Source organism: Gracilibacillus orientalis, assembly GCF_900114645.1.
Classification (GTDB): domain Bacteria; phylum Bacillota; class Bacilli; order Bacillales; family Amphibacillaceae; genus Gracilibacillus; species Gracilibacillus orientalis.
This window is the reverse complement of record NZ_FOTR01000001.1, coordinates 635,770-654,843: the sequence shown is the minus strand read 5'-3', so window position 1 is coordinate 654,843 and position 19,074 is coordinate 635,770. Positions and strand designations below refer to the sequence as shown.

At 37.1% G+C, this 19,074-nt stretch carries 19 protein-coding genes and 1 pseudogene; 7 read left to right on the top strand and 13 right to left on the bottom strand.

Features of this window, described 5'->3' with window-relative positions; translation table 11 throughout:
• The first annotated feature begins 21 nt into the window (after nt 1-21).
• Complete coding sequence (locus tag BM121_RS03125; protein WP_091480979.1) at nt 22-2,313, top strand: Ig-like domain-containing protein; 2,292 nt, start codon at nt 22-24, stop codon at nt 2,311-2,313.
• Between the two features lie 141 nt (nt 2,314-2,454).
• Nucleotides 2,455-2,913 carry a helix-hairpin-helix domain-containing protein gene (locus BM121_RS03120; RefSeq protein WP_091480977.1) on the top strand — a complete coding sequence of 153 codons (459 nt, stop codon included), beginning with the start codon at nt 2,455-2,457 and terminating at the stop codon, nt 2,911-2,913.
• Between the two features lie 61 nt (nt 2,914-2,974).
• Here BM121_RS03120 and BM121_RS03115 read toward each other — a convergent pair whose 3' ends face one another.
• The 5 genes from BM121_RS03115 to BM121_RS03095 form a co-directional block, all read right to left on the bottom strand.
• On the bottom strand, nt 2,975-3,769 hold the full coding sequence (locus BM121_RS03115; RefSeq protein ID WP_091480974.1) for a hypothetical protein: 795 nt from the start codon (nt 3,767-3,769) through the stop codon (nt 2,975-2,977).
• Entirely contained in the window at nt 3,766-4,857 is a 1,092-nt protein-coding gene (locus BM121_RS03110; protein ID WP_091480973.1) for an MBL fold metallo-hydrolase, read from the bottom strand. The genes BM121_RS03115 and BM121_RS03110 overlap by 4 nt, the downstream gene beginning before the upstream one ends.
• Nucleotides 4,857-6,509, bottom strand: coding sequence for an ABC transporter permease (locus BM121_RS03105; RefSeq protein WP_091480972.1), 1,653 nt, complete (start codon nt 6,507-6,509; stop codon nt 4,857-4,859). The genes BM121_RS03110 and BM121_RS03105 overlap by 1 nt, the downstream gene beginning before the upstream one ends.
• A 61-nt stretch (nt 6,510-6,570) precedes the next feature.
• Nucleotides 6,571-7,587: an ABC transporter substrate-binding protein gene (locus tag BM121_RS03100; protein WP_091480971.1), complete on the bottom strand. Its 1,017-nt coding sequence runs from the start codon at nt 7,585-7,587 to the stop codon at nt 6,571-6,573.
• Nucleotides 7,588-7,589: 2 nt separating this feature from the next.
• Entirely contained in the window at nt 7,590-8,558 is a 969-nt protein-coding gene (locus BM121_RS03095; protein WP_091480969.1) for an ABC transporter ATP-binding protein, read from the bottom strand.
• A 147-nt stretch (nt 8,559-8,705) separates the two neighbouring features.
• On the opposite strand from BM121_RS03095, the gene BM121_RS03090 reads away from it, so the two are divergent.
• From BM121_RS03090 to BM121_RS22640, 4 genes are all read left to right on the top strand, one after another.
• On the top strand, nt 8,706-9,590 hold the full coding sequence (locus tag BM121_RS03090; RefSeq protein ID WP_091480966.1) for a LysR family transcriptional regulator: 885 nt from the start codon (nt 8,706-8,708) through the stop codon (nt 9,588-9,590).
• Between the two features lie 127 nt (nt 9,591-9,717).
• Entirely contained in the window at nt 9,718-9,855 is a 138-nt protein-coding gene (locus BM121_RS21950; protein ID WP_175495302.1) for a hypothetical protein, read from the top strand.
• A 113-nt stretch (nt 9,856-9,968) separates the two neighbouring features.
• Entirely contained in the window at nt 9,969-10,229 is a 261-nt protein-coding gene (locus BM121_RS03085; RefSeq protein WP_091480964.1) for a hypothetical protein, read from the top strand.
• 207 nt (nt 10,230-10,436) lie between these two features.
• On the top strand, nt 10,437-10,757 hold the full coding sequence (locus BM121_RS22640; RefSeq protein WP_091480962.1) for a TIGR04104 family putative zinc finger protein: 321 nt from the start codon (nt 10,437-10,439) through the stop codon (nt 10,755-10,757).
• Between the two features lie 84 nt (nt 10,758-10,841).
• Here BM121_RS22640 and BM121_RS22245 read toward each other — a convergent pair whose 3' ends face one another.
• From BM121_RS22245 to BM121_RS03055, 5 genes and pseudogenes are all read right to left on the bottom strand, one after another.
• Nucleotides 10,842-11,207 carry a hypothetical protein gene (locus BM121_RS22245; protein ID WP_091480960.1) on the bottom strand — a complete coding sequence of 122 codons (366 nt, stop codon included), beginning with the start codon at nt 11,205-11,207 and terminating at the stop codon, nt 10,842-10,844.
• A gap of 84 nt (nt 11,208-11,291) precedes the next feature.
• Entirely contained in the window at nt 11,292-12,710 is a 1,419-nt protein-coding gene (locus tag BM121_RS03070) for a CehA/McbA family metallohydrolase domain-containing protein (RefSeq protein ID WP_245780712.1), read from the bottom strand.
• Between the two features lie 690 nt (nt 12,711-13,400).
• Nucleotides 13,401-13,769 (bottom strand): hypothetical protein, encoded by a 369-nt coding sequence (locus BM121_RS03065; protein WP_139220237.1) that lies wholly within the window; start codon nt 13,767-13,769, stop codon nt 13,401-13,403.
• Between the two features lie 26 nt (nt 13,770-13,795).
• Nucleotides 13,796-13,912 (bottom strand): annotated as a pseudogene (locus BM121_RS03060) (aminopeptidase P family N-terminal domain-containing protein); the annotation flags it as partial.
• 57 nt (nt 13,913-13,969) lie between these two features.
• Complete coding sequence (locus BM121_RS03055) at nt 13,970-14,569, bottom strand: short chain dehydrogenase (protein ID WP_091480952.1); 600 nt, start codon at nt 14,567-14,569, stop codon at nt 13,970-13,972.
• 231 nt (nt 14,570-14,800) lie between these two features.
• Here BM121_RS03055 and BM121_RS21945 point away from each other — a divergent pair, with 231 nt between their 5' ends.
• Nucleotides 14,801-16,372 carry a BMQ_0737 family morphogenetic spore coat protein gene (locus BM121_RS21945; RefSeq protein WP_175495300.1) on the top strand — a complete coding sequence of 524 codons (1,572 nt, stop codon included), beginning with the start codon at nt 14,801-14,803 and terminating at the stop codon, nt 16,370-16,372.
• A gap of 48 nt (nt 16,373-16,420) precedes the next feature.
• On the opposite strand, the gene BM121_RS03045 is transcribed toward BM121_RS21945, so the two are convergent.
• From BM121_RS03045 to BM121_RS03035, 3 genes are all read right to left on the bottom strand, one after another.
• Nucleotides 16,421-17,713, bottom strand: coding sequence for a glycosyltransferase (locus BM121_RS03045; protein ID WP_091480948.1), 1,293 nt, complete (start codon nt 17,711-17,713; stop codon nt 16,421-16,423).
• Between the two features lie 280 nt (nt 17,714-17,993).
• Entirely contained in the window at nt 17,994-18,665 is a 672-nt protein-coding gene (locus BM121_RS03040; RefSeq protein ID WP_245780711.1) for a transposase, read from the bottom strand.
• A 5-nt stretch (nt 18,666-18,670) separates the two neighbouring features.
• Nucleotides 18,671-19,018, bottom strand: a complete 348-nt coding sequence (locus tag BM121_RS03035; protein ID WP_091480943.1) for a hypothetical protein — start codon at nt 19,016-19,018, stop codon at nt 18,671-18,673.
• Nucleotides 19,019-19,074 lie beyond the last annotated feature (56 nt).

Below are 19,074 nucleotides of genomic sequence, written 5' to 3'. Positions count from 1 at the left end.
ATGATGGAGGTGAATAGTGGAATGAAAAAGTTGAAAAACATGCGACAAATCTGGTTGATTGGTGTCATCGTGATTTTACTTGTCCCTTTGATGGAAGTGGATGCTGTAAACGCAGAAGCAACTGAGGACGAGAAAGTATTAGCTTTCCCTGGAGCAGAAGGCGGGGGGAAATATACATCAGGTGGTAGAGGTTATGATGTGTATGAAGTAACAACAACAGAAGACTATGGTGAAGAGGAAGAGCCGATTGAAGGGTCACTACGGGATGCGGTAAGTGAGGATAATCGAACAATAGTTTTCCGAGTATCCGGTACCATTCATTTGGAGCAGCCACTAGGAATTAACAGGAAAAACCTGACGATTGCAGGTCAGACTGCACCAGGTGACGGTATTACAGTTGCAGGATATGGTACCAATATAAGTAATTCAGAAAATCTTGTGATTAGATATATGAGATTTCGTCCAGGTAGTGCCAATATTCACACAGAGTTTGATGCATTTGGTGGACGGGATATAAAAGATGCGATTATTGACCATGTATCAGCAAGTTGGGGTATTGATGAAGCTTTTTCTTTATATCGAAATGAAAATACAACCGTACAATGGAGTGTGATTAGTGAAAGCCTGCTCATCTCCGGACACTCAAAAGGCAGACATGGCTATGGCGGGATCTGGGGCGGACACAATGCGACGTTCAGTAATAATCTAATCGCAACCCATATAAGTCGTAATCCCGCGCTTGGTAATAGCGGAAATACAATTAATCCGGTAGCCAATGATGAGCTCGTTAATAACGTTATTTATAATTGGGGATTTAACTCGATGTATGGCGGGGAAAACCAGCAAAATAACATTATCAATAACTACTACAAACCAGGTCCGGCAACGTATGACAATGTCAGCCAACGTATTATCAGTCCTGGTCGAGATGGTCAACCAGGGTGGTTTTATATTGCAGGTAATGTGATGCATAATAATGAAGCAGTAACGGCTGATAATTATTTAGGGGTAGAAGATATTAAAGAGGATGTGACGTTTGGGGATGAACCTTATCCTGTCGCCTATCAGGACGAATTAAATGTAAAACCTGCTGAACAAGCATATGATCTTGTGTTAAAAAGAGCAGGTGCAACTTTGCCGAAACGAGATCCAGTAGATGCAAGAATCGTGAATGATGTTAAGGATGGTACTGGTCGTATCATTAATAATGAGTGGGAGGTAGGCGGTTTCCCAGAAATGAAATCAGAGGAAGCGCCACAAGATTCTGATCATGATGGAATGCCAGATGCATGGGAGTTGGAAAATGGACTTGATCCTGAAAATGCAGAAGATGGCAAAGAGATTACTGATTCAGGATATTCTAATTTGGAACTGTATCTGAATTCATTAGTAGATATGGAGCATGAACCAGCAAATCCTGAGGTTGAGTTAGCGTCTCCAGCTATGCACAGTTTACATGAGGCAGGTAAGGATATTACATTTAAAGCGAACTTGGCAAACAAAGGAAATATTGAAAAAGTGGAATACTATCAAAATGATGAAAAAATTGGCGAAGGTTCAGGAAGGTCTTTCTCTTTTACATGGGAAGATGCACCAGAAGGGACCTGGTATGTTTCTGCAAAAGCTATTGATAAAGATGGTAATGCTACCCAGACAACATCCGCACCTATTTATGTAAATACGAAAAATCAAAGTGGTGAATGGAAATCGAAAGATATCGGGGATGTGGAAGTAAAAGGTAACGCCAGTCTTGAAGATAATGCCTTAACAGTAAAAGGTACCGGCCGTATAATGGGAGATACAGATGAATTCCAATTTGCTTATCAGAAATTAAAAGGTGATGGTTCTTTAATCGCAAAAGTTTCTGATATAACCAAATTAAACAATAATGCGATCTCCGGTTTAATGGTAAGGGATCAGCTAGCACCGGATGCCGAAACTGCAATGATTAGTACGTCGGTCATCAAAGCAGATAATCAAGATTCATTATACGCTATCCACTTCTCATCCAGAGACGAGAAAGGTACTGACATCGTTGCTCCGGGTGAACACGACAGACCGGAAGAGAATGGAATTCCATCACTTTTAAATACGGACATTCCATATTGGTTAAAAATAGAACGGGAAGGCAATCAGATTACAGGTTATGCCTCTGAAGACGGAGAAAACTGGGTGGAAGTCGGTCAGAAACAAATTAACATGTCCAACAAAATTTATATCGGCTTCGCAGTCGATGGCTCACAAAACCCTAATCAGTTAATCCACTACACTACGGCGACTTTTACTAATATTGAACTAGAGAACGGGTTATAAAAAGTAAATGTACCATAAAAAAAGTCACACCACTCCCATTTTGAGGTGGTGTGGCTTTTTGTGATGTTTAACTGCATATCATGATAGAATAGATTAACAGAATGTGTGAGGAAATGTACTTATACTAAAGGAGGGATATTATTGGGTTCCAATACTAAATTGCCTTTAACAGACGTTGAAAGATTAAAACTTAGAAGAGCAAAAGTGAAAATTAGCGAAATACATTCTTTTAACAAAGAGCAAATTGCTCAGATGCTAAATATATCAGTCGAAAAGGCTAAGAATTTAAAGGGGTTAGCTGCTTTTCAAAAAGTTCCTTCTGTTGGATATAAATTAGCTGAAAGGTTGGTTTATCAGTTAAACATTATTTCATTATCAGAAATCAAGGACAAGGATGGTGCCGAACTTTTTGAACAATTAGAACAAAAGCAAGGTGTATGGATAGATAGTTGTGTTGAAGACCAAATTCGTTGTGTAGTTAACTACGCAAATAATCCTAAGAGTAATAAACAATGGTTTGATTTCACTGAAGAAAGAAAAGCCTATCGTAAAAAAGTGGGGTTTCCAGAAAACAGGCCTAAAAAGGCTTGGTATGAGTGAAAAATATAATGGTACCTAGATGTAAATAAGGGAGCCTGTTTTGAGGCTCCCTGTCACATTACTATCGATCCATTACAAATCCGGTTTTAGAGGATTGCTCATCACTTAGCCAACCTGAATCTGTTAACTCTTCGAACCATGCTGTTTCAATTTGATCTGCTTCATCTTTTTCGGAGGTCTTCGTTGAAACCTCAACGATTTTCTCGCCTTTATAAGACCAAATCTCTACATCTGCATCGACATCAAGAAAATCACCTTCGTAGGTGTGTGCTAACGCTGGACCATAAGGGACAGTGTTGCCCAATGTTTCTTGATACCAGTCTTCATCGTCCCAATTCCTATACTTTCTAGAAGCTTCTTCCTGGAAAAGGTTAACAGCGTACTGCGGATCAATTAGATCAAAGCGTAATGAATCATTTTTCTCAAATTTCTCCTTGCGACTTATTGAAAATGTGTCTATTCCCTCTTTTCGGTCATTTTCAAATTTGTAATTGGACATATCACCGTGAAAATCTTTTGCACTTGCTTCCTCAATCGCATCAGTGATAGCCACTCCTGGGAATACTTTCTTGTATGTGATATTTGTTTTCTTGTCACTTGCATAAACACGAAGACGGTGGATGTATCCTAGCTCACGAAATGTCTGATCAGGTGTATCAAAATAATAGACCATCAAATCTTCGTCGTGTTCAGCGTCGAAAATATCGAGCATTTCATTGGTACTTTGAAAAGAATCCAAATCAAGATTAAATTTCACTTCATAACCAGGTTCAATTTCACTTTCAGCATAGGATGGAGTAGCAACACTAACCATGACAGCTAACAACAAGGTAAACAAAACGATTATTTTTTTCATCGTACAAACCCTCCAATAAAGTAATTTTCTGAATGTAACGCATGTAAAATAGTTTCTAAATCTTGATGTTTACTATGGAAAAAAATATATTTCTTTGCATCGATTGTTCTCACTAATGCTTTTACATCTTTCTGATCAGGATGTGATTTATAAAAAGGGGAATGCTCACCCTTATATACACTGGTCTTTATTTCGTGAAATCCACTTGGACTGCTTAATAATAAGTAGACACCCGCTTTTTTCATTCCTTGCTTTATTTGTAAACGTCTGCTTTCTAACATTGCTTTTAATTGATCCATTGTTTCTTTGTATATGTTATCTGTGTGCGTCAGATAGCTAAGTAAATGTTCATATAAAGCATTATCGATAAAAAAGTTTCGGTCAGGAAGTGCTTTAAACAGTGAGAATAAGAGATCACAAGCTTTTCCTGAAATCGTAATCGGAATTAGGTATCTGTCAGATGGAGCTTTCATCGCTGACACAATATTAGTAATACTATTTTCATAGGACATCGTTTGAGCGCCATGTCCACTGTCTATCAATGCGATATCATAAGCAATCTTATCCGGCATATCCGTAACTAACAGGGGAGAAGCAAGTGCTATATCTCCAGAGTAAAAGATAGATTGTTCTCTTAGATAAAAGGTATACCATACACTTCCGAGCATGTGCCCACTATAGCCCCAAGTAATAGAAAGATCCTCCGTTATTTTCATTCGCTTTCCTCTTGTATTTTGAGGAAAAGAGCGAAAATGTAAATCGTCTATCGATGTATGAGGTGCTTTTTCTTGCCATTTTGGAATGATGGTTGGCAATTGTTTTAAGCTTGCTTCACTCATCCATACGTCACCTGTGAAGCCCTTTTCTGCTAATAATGGTAGTGCTCCGGTGTGATCGTTATGAACGTGTGAGATAAATACAGCTTGAATGGATTGCGCTATTTCTTCAGTGATTGGTGGATACAGTTCCGGGTTCCCATTTCGAACGCCACAATCAAGCATTATGCGTGTGTTGGTTGCTTGGTCTGTAACTAAAAAGCAGTTTCGACCATATTCTCCTACTCCTCCAAGGACGGTTACATCAATCATTATTGTGTATGTAATGCCTTTCGTTGCAAAAGTTCAATCAGAAAAATACAGAGTACCGTTAACAGTACGGTGATTACCGCCATTGCCATTCCTTTTGATACATCACCTTGTTCAAATTGGCTATAAATAAAGGTGGCACTAGTTTCAACTGATGGAGGAAGAATAAGTAGGGAACCAACTAACTCACGCATAGAAATAATAAAGGTCATCATCCACCCGGCTAAAATCCCTTGTCCTAATAGTGGAAGCCATACTTTTAACAGAATCATCCTATTGTTTTGGGCAAACACCGCATTGGAATGGTGAATGGATGGGTGAAGCTGTGATAATGCTGATTTGGTATATTGAACAGAATAAGGTAAGAACAGCACAATATAAGTAAGTATCGGCATCCAGTTTGTATTGTAAACCGTCGTTGGAAGCCAAGCTGCATTCCAGAATAGAATCAGACCTACGACAAAGATAATACCGGGAATAATATTGGACAACAGACTGGTAAAATCCAATAGCTGTTGTGGCTTCCTTTTGGCGTCTCTCACATATAGTGCAATACAAAATCCAATAAGAACTGCTATAGTAGAAGCTACAAAGGCAAAGTTAATGCTGTTCATTAGTGCTGTGAAGCTAGACGAGCCAATTGTGAAAAGCTCTTCATAATGACTGATTGTTAAGTTGTTGAAACTTAATGGCTCACCACGCACTTTTAACAAAGAGGTAGCAATAATCGAAAAATAAGGTACTCCAATAGATAATCCTAATATGATAAGTACATATCCGGTGGAGAAAATCCGAATAGAAAGCGAATCTTTCGGTTGACTCGAACTTGCTGATTTACCAGAATGAATGCCATACGTATATTTATGGCTGATAATGTTCTGGATATACCAGATCACCATACAGACAGTAAGCAATACTAATGATAAGCTGGTAGCGGCTGAAATATTAATTGGCCAACGTGATAAATAAGCATGGATCTCCGTCGTAAAGACATCATAGCCGATTCTTTTACCGAAAGTGACAGGTGTTCCGAATTCTGCTAATGTTTTGATAAAGACGAGTAAGGCTGCCATGATATAACTGGATATTAGTAATGGCAATATGACGCGAATCCAATTCAGAACCGGGTTACCCCCATAAATCAATGTTGCATCCTGGAAAGAACCATCAATTCTCATTAAGGCGTTTTTAAGCATTAAATAAAGAAATGGGTAAAGGTGCATGCTCATGATAAATACCATTCCCGCTACACTAAAAAAGGAAAAAGGAGCTTCAGCAGAAAATAGTTGCTCATAATAACCATTGTGCTGCATGAACAAAATCCATCCCATTGAACCGATATACGGTGGTGTCATAAAAGGAATGATAAATACAATATCTAACCATTCACTTTTCACTAGAAAAGTTTTCGTTCTAATGATGGCTAATGGGAGTGCTATACATGTAGTAAAGGCAATCACATAAAGGCCGAGTAATAACGAGTTTTGCATCGTTTCTACAATACTATTGTTTTGTAAAACGGATAGTAATGATTCAAATGACAAAGTGCCATTTTCAAAAAAAGTGTAGCCCAGCACCGCAAGAAGTGGTGCTATAGCTAATATAGTAAGTATGATAAACAAAGCCGTAAAAGGGGCATGTCTACGTACAATCATACGTAATTCCTCCATTATGGTTTACTTCAGCACTACAGGTGTACTAATAGTGATAGAAGTCTTAATTCATAGTTGAAAATTCATTTAATGTTTTTGTTTGTTTCTCTTCAATATTTTCCAATTCTAAAGGTAGCGTTGGAATATCACTTAAGGCAGCGCGATTATTTAATTCAATTGCATCATTGCCTGGTAAAATATAAGCATCCGCAACCAATTGTTGTGCAGTGTCAGATAAAAGGAAGTCAATAAATGCTTGTGCACCATCCACATTATGAGCATCCGCTAAAATTCCTGCAGCACGAGGGCTGATCACTGTACCACTTTCAGGATAGTAAATATCAATTGGTTCACCACTATCTTTCGCTTTATATGTCATATAATCTACAGAGGAAACGACGACATCTTTATCCCCAGTAATGACAGTATTTAATGCTTCTTTGTTAGCGCCGGCTATAAGCAAGTCATTGTCCATCCAGCTTTGAACTGTATCCCAACCATCTTCATTTGCATTTGTTAAACCATATAGAAAGTCAACAGCAGATCCAGAAGAAGTAGGATCAGGCATGGCTACGCGTCCTTGCCATTCTGGCTCACTGAATTCATTCCAATCAGCATCAAGGGATTCGATTTGACTTGTGTTATAAGCAACACCAAGTGCAGCGGCACTGTATCCATAATAATGTTTGTCTGGATCGCTCCATTCCGAGTTGATGCTGTCGCCATTCTCAGATTGGTATGCTTGTAGTTTATCTTCAGATTTTAATCCTTCCATAGATGGGACAGAAGCAAGTACGACAACATCTGCAACGGAGTTATTTGCTTCCGCTTCTAAACGGGATAAAATTTTTCCTGTCGTGCTTTGGAACATTTCCACTTGGATTCCCGTTTCTTCTTCAAAGGCTTCTTGAATATTTTCTGCTAGTCCACCCGGTCCGGCAGAATAAACAGTAATGGTATTATCGTCAGATGAATTAGTATCTTCAGCGCCTGAAGCTTCATTGGATTCAGCACCACATGCACTTAATAGTAATGCGGATGTAAAGATTCCTGCCATAGCAGTTAATTTTAATTTTTTCATGGTTATGCCTCCTGTTTAGTTAAAGAATGAATATTATTTTCTTGCACATAAAGCTTAATGTTAGTTCCTTGTTGATGAGGATGATTATCATAAAACTTCCACAACTGGCCGTTTGTCTCGGCAAAGATTACATAACGGTCTCCTGCATACATGCTTTTTTTTATGACCCCCGATCTACATGTCGTATTTTTTTGTGGATAGAGATGAACGTTTTCAGGACGAATCATCCTCTCATTATCCTCTATCCAATTGGTTTTTCCGATAAAGTTAGCTACAAATGGATTAGCTGGAGAGTAATAGATTTCTTCAGGTGAACCTGTTTGTACAACATCTCCCGTATCCATTACAATCATGCTGTCTGACATAGCCATTGCTTCTGTTTGATCGTGTGTGACAAAGATGGCTTGTGAACCAATCGATTGTACAATCGTCAAAATCTCTTCACGCATTTGTTCACGCAAAATCGCATCGAGTGCACTTAGAGCTTCATCGAAAAGGATAAGATTTGGATTAACAGCGATAGCTCGTGCCAATGCAACTCGTTGCTGTTGGCCACCTGATAATTCTCCTGGTTTCATGGATGCTTTAGCCTCAAGCTTCACTTTCAACAATGCATCACGAACGACATCAGCTCGTTCTGTCTTGGATAACTTCCCTCGAAGACCAAATGCGACATTTTCAAAGACAGTCATGTGGGGCCAAAGCCCGAAATCTTGAAATACCATCGCAATTTCACGTTTGTTCGGCTTCACATTGATTTTCTGTGATTTAGAAAAAATTGTCTGGTCATCAAAAAGGATTTCTCCAGATGTAGGTTCTGTCAGCCCGGCTAACATCTTTAACAAGGTCGTTTTGCCACAACCTGATTGGCCGAGGATCGTAACAAAGGTGTCTTCTATCGTTACATCAATCGGCTTTACTGCTTGTACATTGTCATATTTCTTCTCGATGTCTTTTAAGCGAATGATCATGTTATCCTCTCCTCATTTTCTCCTCACTTCTTAGTGTAGAGAAGTAATGTTTAGAAAATATTAACTAACTGTTAACATTAAATTAAAAAGAATCTGATAAAATTGATGTATTGTTAGATAAAATCTAAAATACTTTAGGGTGATAAAGTGAATATTCAAAAATTAAATGTTTTTATCACATTGGTAGAAACGAGAAAAATGACAGATACAGCAAAATTACTTGGTTTATCTACTCCTACTGTTTCTTTTCATGTTAAATCTTTGGAAGAAGATTATGACATTAAGCTTTTTCGCACAAATGCTGGAGGATACAGACTCACAGATGGGGGAGAAATGCTCTATCATTATGCCAAGCAGTTAAGCCAAACAAATAGTGCACTGGAAAAAAGTGTAGAAGATTATAAGAATGGAGAGAAAGGGTCTATTAAACTAGGTGCAAGTGGTGTACCGGCTCAGTTATTTATGCCAGAACTTATTCATCAACTGGCAGAACGCTACCCAAGAATAAAGGTATCGTTAGATGTTAAAACAGCCCCTGAAATAGAAAAGAGGCTGCTGTTACAAGAACTGGATTGCGGTTTAGTGATGGAAACGGGTAATAAAGAGGCAGACCTTGTATATGAGCCAATCACGAGTGATAAGATTGTATTAGCTTTTAGCAAGATCCACTCGTTTGCTGGTAAGACAGCTTTGGCAGAAAATGATTTATATGATCAAACACTACTCGTGCACAGACTATCCAGTTCAACAGGACGTTTCTCTAAATCGTGGTTACAGGAGAAAAAGCTAAAAATGGAGATGATTCAACTAGACTCAGTATCTACGATAATTAAGATGTTGTCTTACGGTAAAGCAGTTGCTCTTATTTCTAAAAGGTTGATTGAAAAGGAGGATCACTTATCATATATTGAATTCCAGAATCAAGACTTAGAAAGACAAATTCATTTTGTCTATCATCGTAATTTATGGATAAGTAGTCCATTTCGTTATTTTCAGGAACTTGTTTTGGGGTTAAAAGAAGATATTCAATAATGATAAAAAACGCCACTGATCAATCATTTTGGAGAAGAATAATTTCTTACTACTGTATCGAATCTTTGAAAAAGAGGAAATAGTGAGTTCCTAAAATTTAAACGCAAGAAGTTAAAGATGTAAGAGCATGGCTCCAACAAATGAGAAAGATATATTAGTAGTTGAATTGTTTTACAAAAATCAAACTGTTGAAGAAATAACAGTGAATGGAGAAACTGCTATGTTACATAAAACAGACCCTAAGAGTTTGCGGTTCACTTTATGACAAAAATGTAAATAATTCAAAAAAGAGTAAAAATTCATGGTAAGATGAACGGAGATTGTAAAAGAGACACTTAAAGTAACAGGGCAGTAATAATGAATAGGGGGGGGTTGTCTTTGAGTAAGTATAAAGTTAAGAAATTTTTATACGCTTTAGTGCATATAATCGCACCTATTATTTATTTAGTAGTATCAATTGCTTGGGGATTTTTTTTCACTTCCAAGACCTTATTGGATAACATAACAGATAACCTTTGTATTTTGGCAATTTGGTATATAGGAATAAGTGTATTATGGTTTTTTAGCATAAATTACTTAAATGGTCAGGCTGAGAAAATATCAAAAGAAATTGACAGCAAACATAGCAATGCAAAATAATGTTTGTTCAACAATTGGGCCATAAATAATTTTACGAGTCAAAAGAAAAAGAAGTTGATATGATGAAAACTTCTATTGTGGCTCCATAGCTACTATTGGTGTAAGTTCTAGAAGGAAGCAAAAGTAAAGCAAACGGGTGCTTATCCGAAATAAGAAAATGTGCTCCTTTGTCTCACTAGAGGAGTTTTTATAAAGTCCTTATAAGATTTGGTAGTTCTTATAAAAAAAAGGGGGGATATTTTGCAAAAATGTAGTAAATGCAACAGGCACTTTAGATGGGCGGAAATCTATAATTCTTTTGTTTGGTCATATAAACCAATTGAGTGTAATAAATGTGGTACAGAACATAGAATAACCATCTCTGGACGGTTCACATGTGTATTTTTGATCATTGTACCGATGTTAATTTTCACTAACTTTCTTTCACCTTTCGAAAATTTCTTTGTGACACTTGCCATAGGTTTATCCCTGCTCATAATTGGTTCTTTGTTAACTCCGTTTTTTGTGACGTACAGAGAGAAATTGTGAAGATTTAAACTTAAAGTAAAAATGAGAAGAATTAAAAAAACTTTTTTCAATTATTATTGGAGTATTCGCAACATTTTTCTCAAGCTATGCTTTAACTACACATAATGATGAGTTACTATTGCTTCCGTTAATACAATTAATTTTGGGTTTGGTAACAGCAAATATGTTAGTGTCTGGAATATCTGCTTTCCGTAGAAAAAGTATAGGATTAGGCTTGTTCTTTACTTTCATAACTTTATTTATGCTTACTGTTATCATTCTAAATAATACTATGACAATCGAAGGAATAATTCCAGTTTTATTTATGTATATTGTTTTTGGGATTTCAGTCGGTATCATTGCAATGTTTGCCCATCGAATAAATACTAAATAAGCGAACCCTGGATTTGGTAAGGTTATACATTGCAGAGTAGCAGCAAACTCGAAAAAAGGATGGTCCCAAACTTTCATTTGGACCATCCTTTTCCAATAAGCTAAACTATTTTCAGTAACATCAAACCATTCCCTATTTCCTGATTCTAAAGCCTAAAAGACTTAATGAGCGTTCTTTTTCTCCACTACATCAACAAAAATGGGGTTTGAATAAAACCACATACTTGTGTAGTTACGGTCATTGATATTGTTAAATCGCTCTTCATGCTGCTCTGGTGTTTGAGTTCCCTCATAATCAAAAGATTGATCCTTCAATGGTTCACCGTTACTCGTATAGCCTTCTACATCGGTACCAAGGTTTGTGCCGCGTAAACGATAATATCGGTCTTTATCAGCCTTTACTTTGTAAGTAATAGTATAATAACCATTTTTATCAGGTTTTCCCCAGTCGTCCTTAGTAAAGCGCTTGACGACTTTAGTCGTATCATTCGTTTTATTACTGGCATACTGGCTTTCATCAATCTTGCCCGTTACTTCACCAGAGATTAAATCAATATGATCGACCTTGACCTTGTTTGTAACGGAGGTTTCGTGGTCGCTAATAGGTACATAGTTGTTGTACTCTGGACTTTTAAAGCGAATGGAAATGGTTGTTTTTTTTCCGTCATCTGCTTGTAAATGTTCTCCCATCTCAGCTTTCTTATTTTTACTTTTTACAGTGAAATCTAGTGCATTAATAAGATCCCCATATACGGAGAAGGATTTACCTGAACGCATGCCCTCAACGACGTCCTTGAAGTCATCGCCCTCGACCCATGTATAGTTTCTAGAGTACTCGCTTGGCCAGTATCCGCTGGAGTATTGACGATTGCTGCTGACTTTGAAGTGGAAGTCTGAATTAGAAAAATTCCAGAAATGTCGACCTTCACCAAGCAACGCATCCCATACGCCTCCTACCTGAGCGACCATTGCATCCACACCACCGTAGATATCAGACATCTCAGCTCGGTTATGACTTGCTGCCATCTGATTTCCCGGCATTCCCTCCATGCCAAAGGCGATGTTTGGCGCAATGTCATTCATTTTACGGAGATCTTCTATCGTCACTTCTCCATCGCCTCCATTATGTCTGGACGGATGATTTGGCAATGCGAAGCTGTCAGGATAGTTGTCCTTCAGCCATTGAATAGCTTCAAAGGTTTTCTCCTTGTTTGGCTTCAACTCGTCCTTTGTCGGTCGAGCTCCCCATAATTCGGTTTCGTTTGCATGAAACCTATCCGCACTTGTATCATAGCTGTATTTCCATTCAAACTCATGAATCGCATCTATTGGGACAGAATCACTTTTGGAATCCATAATAGCGACAGAAGCATGATCCAATCCCATCATGTCCCACTCAAAACCAGGATAAATCAACTTGCCAGCGTATTTTCCAGATGCCTTTAGCTCGTCAATCTTAGCTTGCTGATCTTGAATAGCTTCCCACCGTGCGGTTGACTTGTCATTCCCATCTGGATCTCTTGGTGAATTTCGCAAATGATCCGTTAGGACAAGAAAATCAAATGGATCTCCGTAGGTCAAACTAGCTACAGATCCAGGAGGTAGTTGGTCAAGATTCTCGCGGAAGGCTGCATTCAGCACATTTTCCAGGTTCATGAAAGACTCTGACGCATCGTTGGACTGTACCGTATGGACATGATATTCGCCGGTCATCCATCTGCCATCGTCTCTTTTATGTTTATTTGGCTCTGCTGAAACGGCCATAATACTCTGTGATAGTGTGATTACAGCGAGCGAGCCACAAATTAAGGACTTCAGTTTATTCTTCATAGTTATAACCTCCTGTTTTTTTGAACAATTTATGGCATGTCTTTCTTTCGGACAATAATAATTATAATGGATATTTGTAAACGACATTATCTTATTCTGTTAATTAAGTGTAAATTTACCGCCAAATAAGAAATACAAGAAGATGATCCTTATGACAAAATCCGCATAGAAAGGGGGCAGACCCATTAGTTTTGGATTAATGTGGATAAACCTTAGCAGCAATATCTTTATAAAGCTCCTAGACTTTATTTGGTTTGATCTTAATCACCTCCAGAGCTCTTGTTTTAGTAGAATTGCAAAAACCCTTTATTACGTTAATAAAGGGTTTTAATAGGAATTATAAGATTTTATAAAAAGTGAATGAAAGAACAGCGTTTAATTACCAACAACCAGAGGTACGCCGCCTTCTTAAACTACCACAATGTTTAATTTATTCTTTTTCTAATTATCAGAATCAAATTCTTTTAAATGTTTAATTAGAGATTCAAAATTATATGATTTTAACACTAGACCATTTTTATCAAAAACAACAAATGCTGGCTCTTCTTTTAATTCTAATTTAGGATACGTATTATCTGCACCTTCAAGCGAACTTTCGTAAATAATTTTATAATTATCAGTATTTATCCCTTGGTTTGTTAGTTCTTCTGGATTAATTTTATAACCTACTGAATAAATTGAATAATCACTGTTTTCACTTGGCATTAAATGAGTGTAATTACGAGCGAATTCATCTTCTTCACTACACCCAAATAATAAAAGGCATCCTAGAATGAAAAATGAAAATAAAATTTTTCTAACGATAATCACTTCCTTTTTTTATCATTATAACAAAAATGTGGATCCGTATAGAAATTTGATAGATAGTAAACATTTTCTATTGAATTGATAAATAGAACGTCAATATTCTCTTCATTTAACCAATTCGTTAACATTGCTAAACGTTTATTCATGACTGAACACTCCTTCTGTTTTGTGGTACTACATTATTCACTTATATAGTTAGCGAATTAGTAGACTTGATAACTTTGCCCAGTCTGAGCGCCTTCAACGCTTTTTTGGAATGCTAGAACTACGCGCCTTGCTGGTACTGCTTCAAACCCTCTAAAGAATTCGCCATATTTTCCAAGTGACTCTTGCAATACATTAGGACTAACACTATTTATACGGATTCCCCTTGGCATTTCAATAGATGATGATTTTACAAATGCTCGAACAGCACCATTTGCCATCGCCGCTGATGCTCCTAGAGGGATAGGGTCATCCATCATAATTCCTGTTGTTAATGTAAAGCTTCCACCATCATTCACATAATTCATGCCTAAAAGTACCAAGTTGACTTGTCCTTTCAGTTTACTTTCAATCGCTATATCATTTAACTCTGGTGTTAATTCTGAAACAGAAGCAAAATGGGCACCGCCTGTTGCACTAATGACTGCATCTACTTTTCCAATCTGTTCATACATTTTTTTGATACTTTCAATCGACGTAATATCCACACTTACATCACGTCCATTTCTTCCTGCATGAATTATATCGTGTCTTTTTCCAAGCTCTTGCGCAACTGCTTGACCAATCACTCCACTTGCTCCAACAATTAATATTTTCATTTTAGCACCCTTTCTATCCAAAAATCTCTAGCAATCAAATATTTTAACATATGTCAGGGCAGGTAAGCTTGTATGCAGATTAGGTAATGTTTTATATACCAAATTTCGCTTGAGCAAGCAAAATAGGCACTAGTTGTACACAAAAATATCAATTATGTATAAACTGCTAACATACTTCCTTAGAGTTTAAGATGACTTGATTTTATAACGATTGGAAAGGAGCAATGCGAAGTGGCAACAAATTTTGGAATAGCTAATGACTTTAACATATTTGTGTTTGGAGATCATATACAGAATAATACTGATTCTGAGGGAAGAGTTGCTGTTGGAGGAAATGCAATTTATAGTAATTATGCTGTCAGTGCTTCATTACCTATTTCTACAATTCGGGCAGATTTAATTGTCGGGGGATCCATTGATATTACAGGAGGCCAAAATAATGGAAACACATTTATCAGCACTACCGGTACTGTTATTCAATATACCATGACGAATGTTAACGGTGTACCAGACCAGCCTCTTATTGGAGACCTTATTGATTTCGAAGCAGAAGAAGATTATTTAATTTGTGCTGCAACCGAATGGGGAGCGTTACCTCCGACAGGATCAGCTGAAGTTCAATTTGGTCAACTCGTTTTAACGGGTACTGATCCAAATTTAAACATTTTTACAATCGATGGAACAAATATTGCTGGTTCGGGATTAGCACTTAATGAGTTAAATGGTATTAATATTATTTCACCAGTAGGATCTACCATCTTAATAAATATTCTTGGTGATAACATTGGATTTGGTAGTTATTCTATTTTTAGAAATGGAGTAGCGGCAACTGGAGATGATGGTGAATTTATCGTTTGGAATTTTCCTGAAGCTACGAATCTATTTCAAGAAAATATTAGTGTGAAAGGTGCTATACTCGCTCCATTATCAAATTATAATGGCCTAGGTGGTAACATTGAAGGGAACATAATTTCGGATTCCTTCGAAGGGTCAACTGAAACGCACAATTTTCTATTTCAAGGTGAATTACCTGAAGTCTGTGATCCAACCACCACAACAACGACTACTACGACAACTACTACGACAACGACAACTTCTACATCAACTATGACTTTTACAACCAACTCTACAACCTCTACTTCTACTACTACAACAAATCCACCTTGTTTACCCTGTAATCCATGTTCATCTTCCGCTAATGATATTCAAGTCCAACTCGTTAATAACTTATTAAAAATTCAAAATAGTTCCGACGTAGCTTATCACGAATCCCGAAGAACAAATATACCAATTACAATCGACGGTAGACAGGTTATTTTACAACAGATACACGGCTTCTTTGAATGTTTGATCAACATTAGAATTAGTTCAAATAATCATGTATGTGTGAGTAATCCAATTCCTTGTAAAATCCCGCAGTCCTTTATCTTATGCGCGCCAGGTCATATACCGATTGATGTTAAAATTCCTTCTTTTTCTGGAGATGTTACACTCGGGTGCAATAATCAAGGAGATCTTGGATCAATTTCCGTACATTTATCTTTTTGTGCTGAGATTCAGTCCATAACAAGAGGCAATGTCACGATTGCAGGCTCTCCCTGTTTACCAAGAGAAGATTTTCCGACTTCTTGTTCATTAAACCGAGAACATTTACAAAGTATTGACGCAGACTCTTCCCTTCAGACCATGAATGAAGAGATGTTTTGCGTATCAACTGATATAGTGTATGATTATCTCTTACAAAACTTTACTTATGAGTTTAATATCCCAAGCTCTGATATAGAGTTTTGTACAGGAACATAAAGACTGAGTATAGGTGTCCATTATATTTGTATTCATGCGGCACCTTGCTTAGTTATCATTTTCGAAAATTATTGGTTCTAATTGGTTTTTCCAAATCCAATTAGGTGAATAATGTTGTTTAGTAATTGTTTTACTATACAATGTCTGATCTTCTGTCATTAATTGCAAAATATTTGAAGCATTTTCTTGGAAATAGGCTTCTTCTGTAGGATGATACGTTTCTTTTGTGTCAAAACCAAAGTTTCGTGCATCCCATCTTAAAAAATATGTTTTCAATTGTTCACCCAATTCCTTTAATGCAGGCACCGCTTCATTAACAACGATAAAATTCCCTCTACTAGCAGCTTCCAGGACGGTTAATCCAAATGATTCTGAATAGGACGGACAAATAAACAAGTTAGAGACAGTAAATAAATCCAAAACTCCTTTACGTGGAAAGCCTAATTCGTAACCTAAATCTGTTGTAAAGACTATATCACTTTTGTCCATCCCATTTTTCATACCATCTCGAATTATTTGTCTTTTATATCGAGTTGGTTGAATATCACTACTTGGAAAATCACAAAATATAAGTTTCAATTGTTTATTAGATATCGTTTTAATAACTCCACAAAGACTAGCTACTTTTTCAAATTTCTTACCTGTGGTCAGACGCGCAGGATAAATAACCAGAATCTCTGGTGAAAGCAGATCCACTGTCTGAGCTATTTTTTTAACAGATGGATCTAAAAAGTTCAATAAATCAAAGCTGTTATTAACAACCTTACAGATCCCTTCTGATATATCGTATTGCTTAGCTAAATGTGGAATACCTGATTGCGTGGGGTATACATATATTGTGTTAGGCATCTTCGTATATCTCGCTGAAAATGGCCATTCTAATTTAGTAGGACGATTTACTGGTGCTGAGTGAGTAAATGCAATAAACCTTAAGCCTGTTAATTTTTTTTGCACTTTTCGTATCGCCACATTATGAAGGAGATGCCAGCCTTGATAATGAATATCGTGCATGATACATACATCAAAACCTAGTAACTTTTCTTCTAAATCATCAGCTATTACATCTACCTCTTGATAGAAAGTGGAATGTACTTTACCAAAAGGCTTTGAATAGTCATACCATTTTATTTGTGTACCGTTGAGTTGGTTCACTATCTTTTTCCATTGTATTCTTTCATCAAGGAATATACCTGAACGATCACTATCTGGACAGTTTTCTGAAACAAATATCGTAAAGTCGATATTGGCTTCTAACATCATTTGTACCTGTTCAGCTACCACATTGACTAAAGAGTAAGTACTTGATAATCCATTAAACATTGTTAATATTGCAACTTTCACTAAACCACTCCCCCACTATAAATTGTATGGTCAAAATTGATGAATGATGACACACTTTTCTTTAAAAGAAGCCTAAAACAATTATGTATAACCTGAATCCGTGATAAGTTTCTAAATTGATATTTTTCTTACAATAGAAACAATATGCTTTAAAAATCGCTTTTAAGGCAAGCAAAATGTTGGTGTTAAGGTCCATTTTGTTATTTAAAGCAAACCTTAACAAAGCCTGTTGCGTTGTTGTTTTAAAACAGGCCTAAGGGTAAATTTTATAGGCTTTTTTTTAGGAGAAGGCATCATAAATTCGTTTAAAAGTAGGAAACCATGGACTGTTATTCCCAAACTTTAAGTACAGTTTTCGAGCATGCCTGACCATCTTTGAGGCAAGCGTAATGAGGTTCTGGATTACTGTCTTTACTCTTCTGCGAAATACTTTCTTATGTACTGGTGCATCGTTTCCTTTTAAGCTTTCTTGACCAATGATTCGTAAGATACAACCAAGGTACAAGATGAGATCATTGGTTGCGAATTTACCAGACGGGAAGCGCTCCAAATCTGAATCTGTTTTTAATTCACTATGAAACTGTTCGCAGGTTCCATGCGCATGATAAAGTTCTATGACTTCTTCTGGTTCGATGTCTAAACTCGTCCAGTAGCTTTCAAACTCGATCTCTAGTACCAATAGAAATTGTCCATGTTTATCGATGGTGCGTTCGACAACCCGATACACTTGGCGTAATGGTTTGTCCAACCCTTTAGGTGTAACGGAAATAGAGCCAATAAATACTCTTTTTCCTTCACGAGATGGTAGCTGCTTTCCTTGTTGTTCGGCAATCATTAAAACCACATTTCTGGCTCCTGGCTTTTCTCGTCTTGGATTACGCTTCACAATAAGGTCTGCGCCTTCCTTTTCACACACTTTTAAATTATAGATACTATCATTACCTGCATCCATTCGTATTAAAAGAGGAAGATCCGTAATCTGCTTGGAATAGTGAATAGCATCTCGAAGAAAGAGGTCGGTGTTTTTTGGGCATGTGTTTGTCCCTCTCTTAATTCAACATTGACAACATAACCTTCTTGACCTAGGTAACAAAAGTTTGGAGCATAGCCATCACACCCTTTATAAGTACGACCAATACCTTCTTTCTTTGTGTTTGAATTATCGAATGACGAAACATCTAAATCTAAAGGAACATAAGCATTTGTATCCTCTAGAATCATTGGTGTAACGGGTTGTTCAAATTGCTTAAGAAGGAAGGCGGACTCCTCCATTAAAATGGAATTCCAGCCTTCTACTTTGGCCATTTGGTCCATCCGTTGGCGTAAAGTGGCGCTGGATGGTACGGTTTTAATATCTAACG

Bases quoted from the DNA above. Each gene is read 5' to 3' on its own strand.
- BM121_RS03125 (WP_091480979.1), top strand. From the start codon at position 22: ATGAAAAAGTTGAAAAACATGCGACAAATCTGGTTGATTGGTGTCATC.
- BM121_RS03115 (WP_091480974.1), bottom strand. From the start codon at position 3,769: ATGAAAAAAATAATCGTTTTGTTTACCTTGTTGTTAGCTGTCATGGTT.
- BM121_RS03110 (WP_091480973.1), bottom strand. From the start codon at position 4,857: ATGATTGATGTAACCGTCCTTGGAGGAGTAGGAGAATATGGTCGAAAC.
- BM121_RS03105 (WP_091480972.1), bottom strand. From the start codon at position 6,509: ATGATTGTACGTAGACATGCCCCTTTTACGGCTTTGTTTATCATACTT.
- BM121_RS03100 (WP_091480971.1), bottom strand. From the start codon at position 7,587: ATGAAAAAATTAAAATTAACTGCTATGGCAGGAATCTTTACATCCGCA.
- BM121_RS03095 (WP_091480969.1), bottom strand. From the start codon at position 8,558: ATGATCATTCGCTTAAAAGACATCGAGAAGAAATATGACAATGTACAA.
- BM121_RS21950 (WP_175495302.1), top strand. From the start codon at position 9,718: ATGGCTCCAACAAATGAGAAAGATATATTAGTAGTTGAATTGTTTTAC.
- BM121_RS22245 (WP_091480960.1), bottom strand. From the start codon at position 11,207: ATGAAAGTTTGGGACCATCCTTTTTTCGAGTTTGCTGCTACTCTGCAA.
- BM121_RS03055 (WP_091480952.1), bottom strand. From the start codon at position 14,569: ATGAAAATATTAATTGTTGGAGCAAGTGGAGTGATTGGTCAAGCAGTT.
- BM121_RS03040 (WP_245780711.1), bottom strand. From the start codon at position 18,665: ATGGATGCAGGTAATGATAGTATCTATAATTTAAAAGTGTGTGAAAAG.
- BM121_RS03035 (WP_091480943.1), bottom strand. From the start codon at position 19,018: ATGGCCAAAGTAGAAGGCTGGAATTCCATTTTAATGGAGGAGTCCGCC.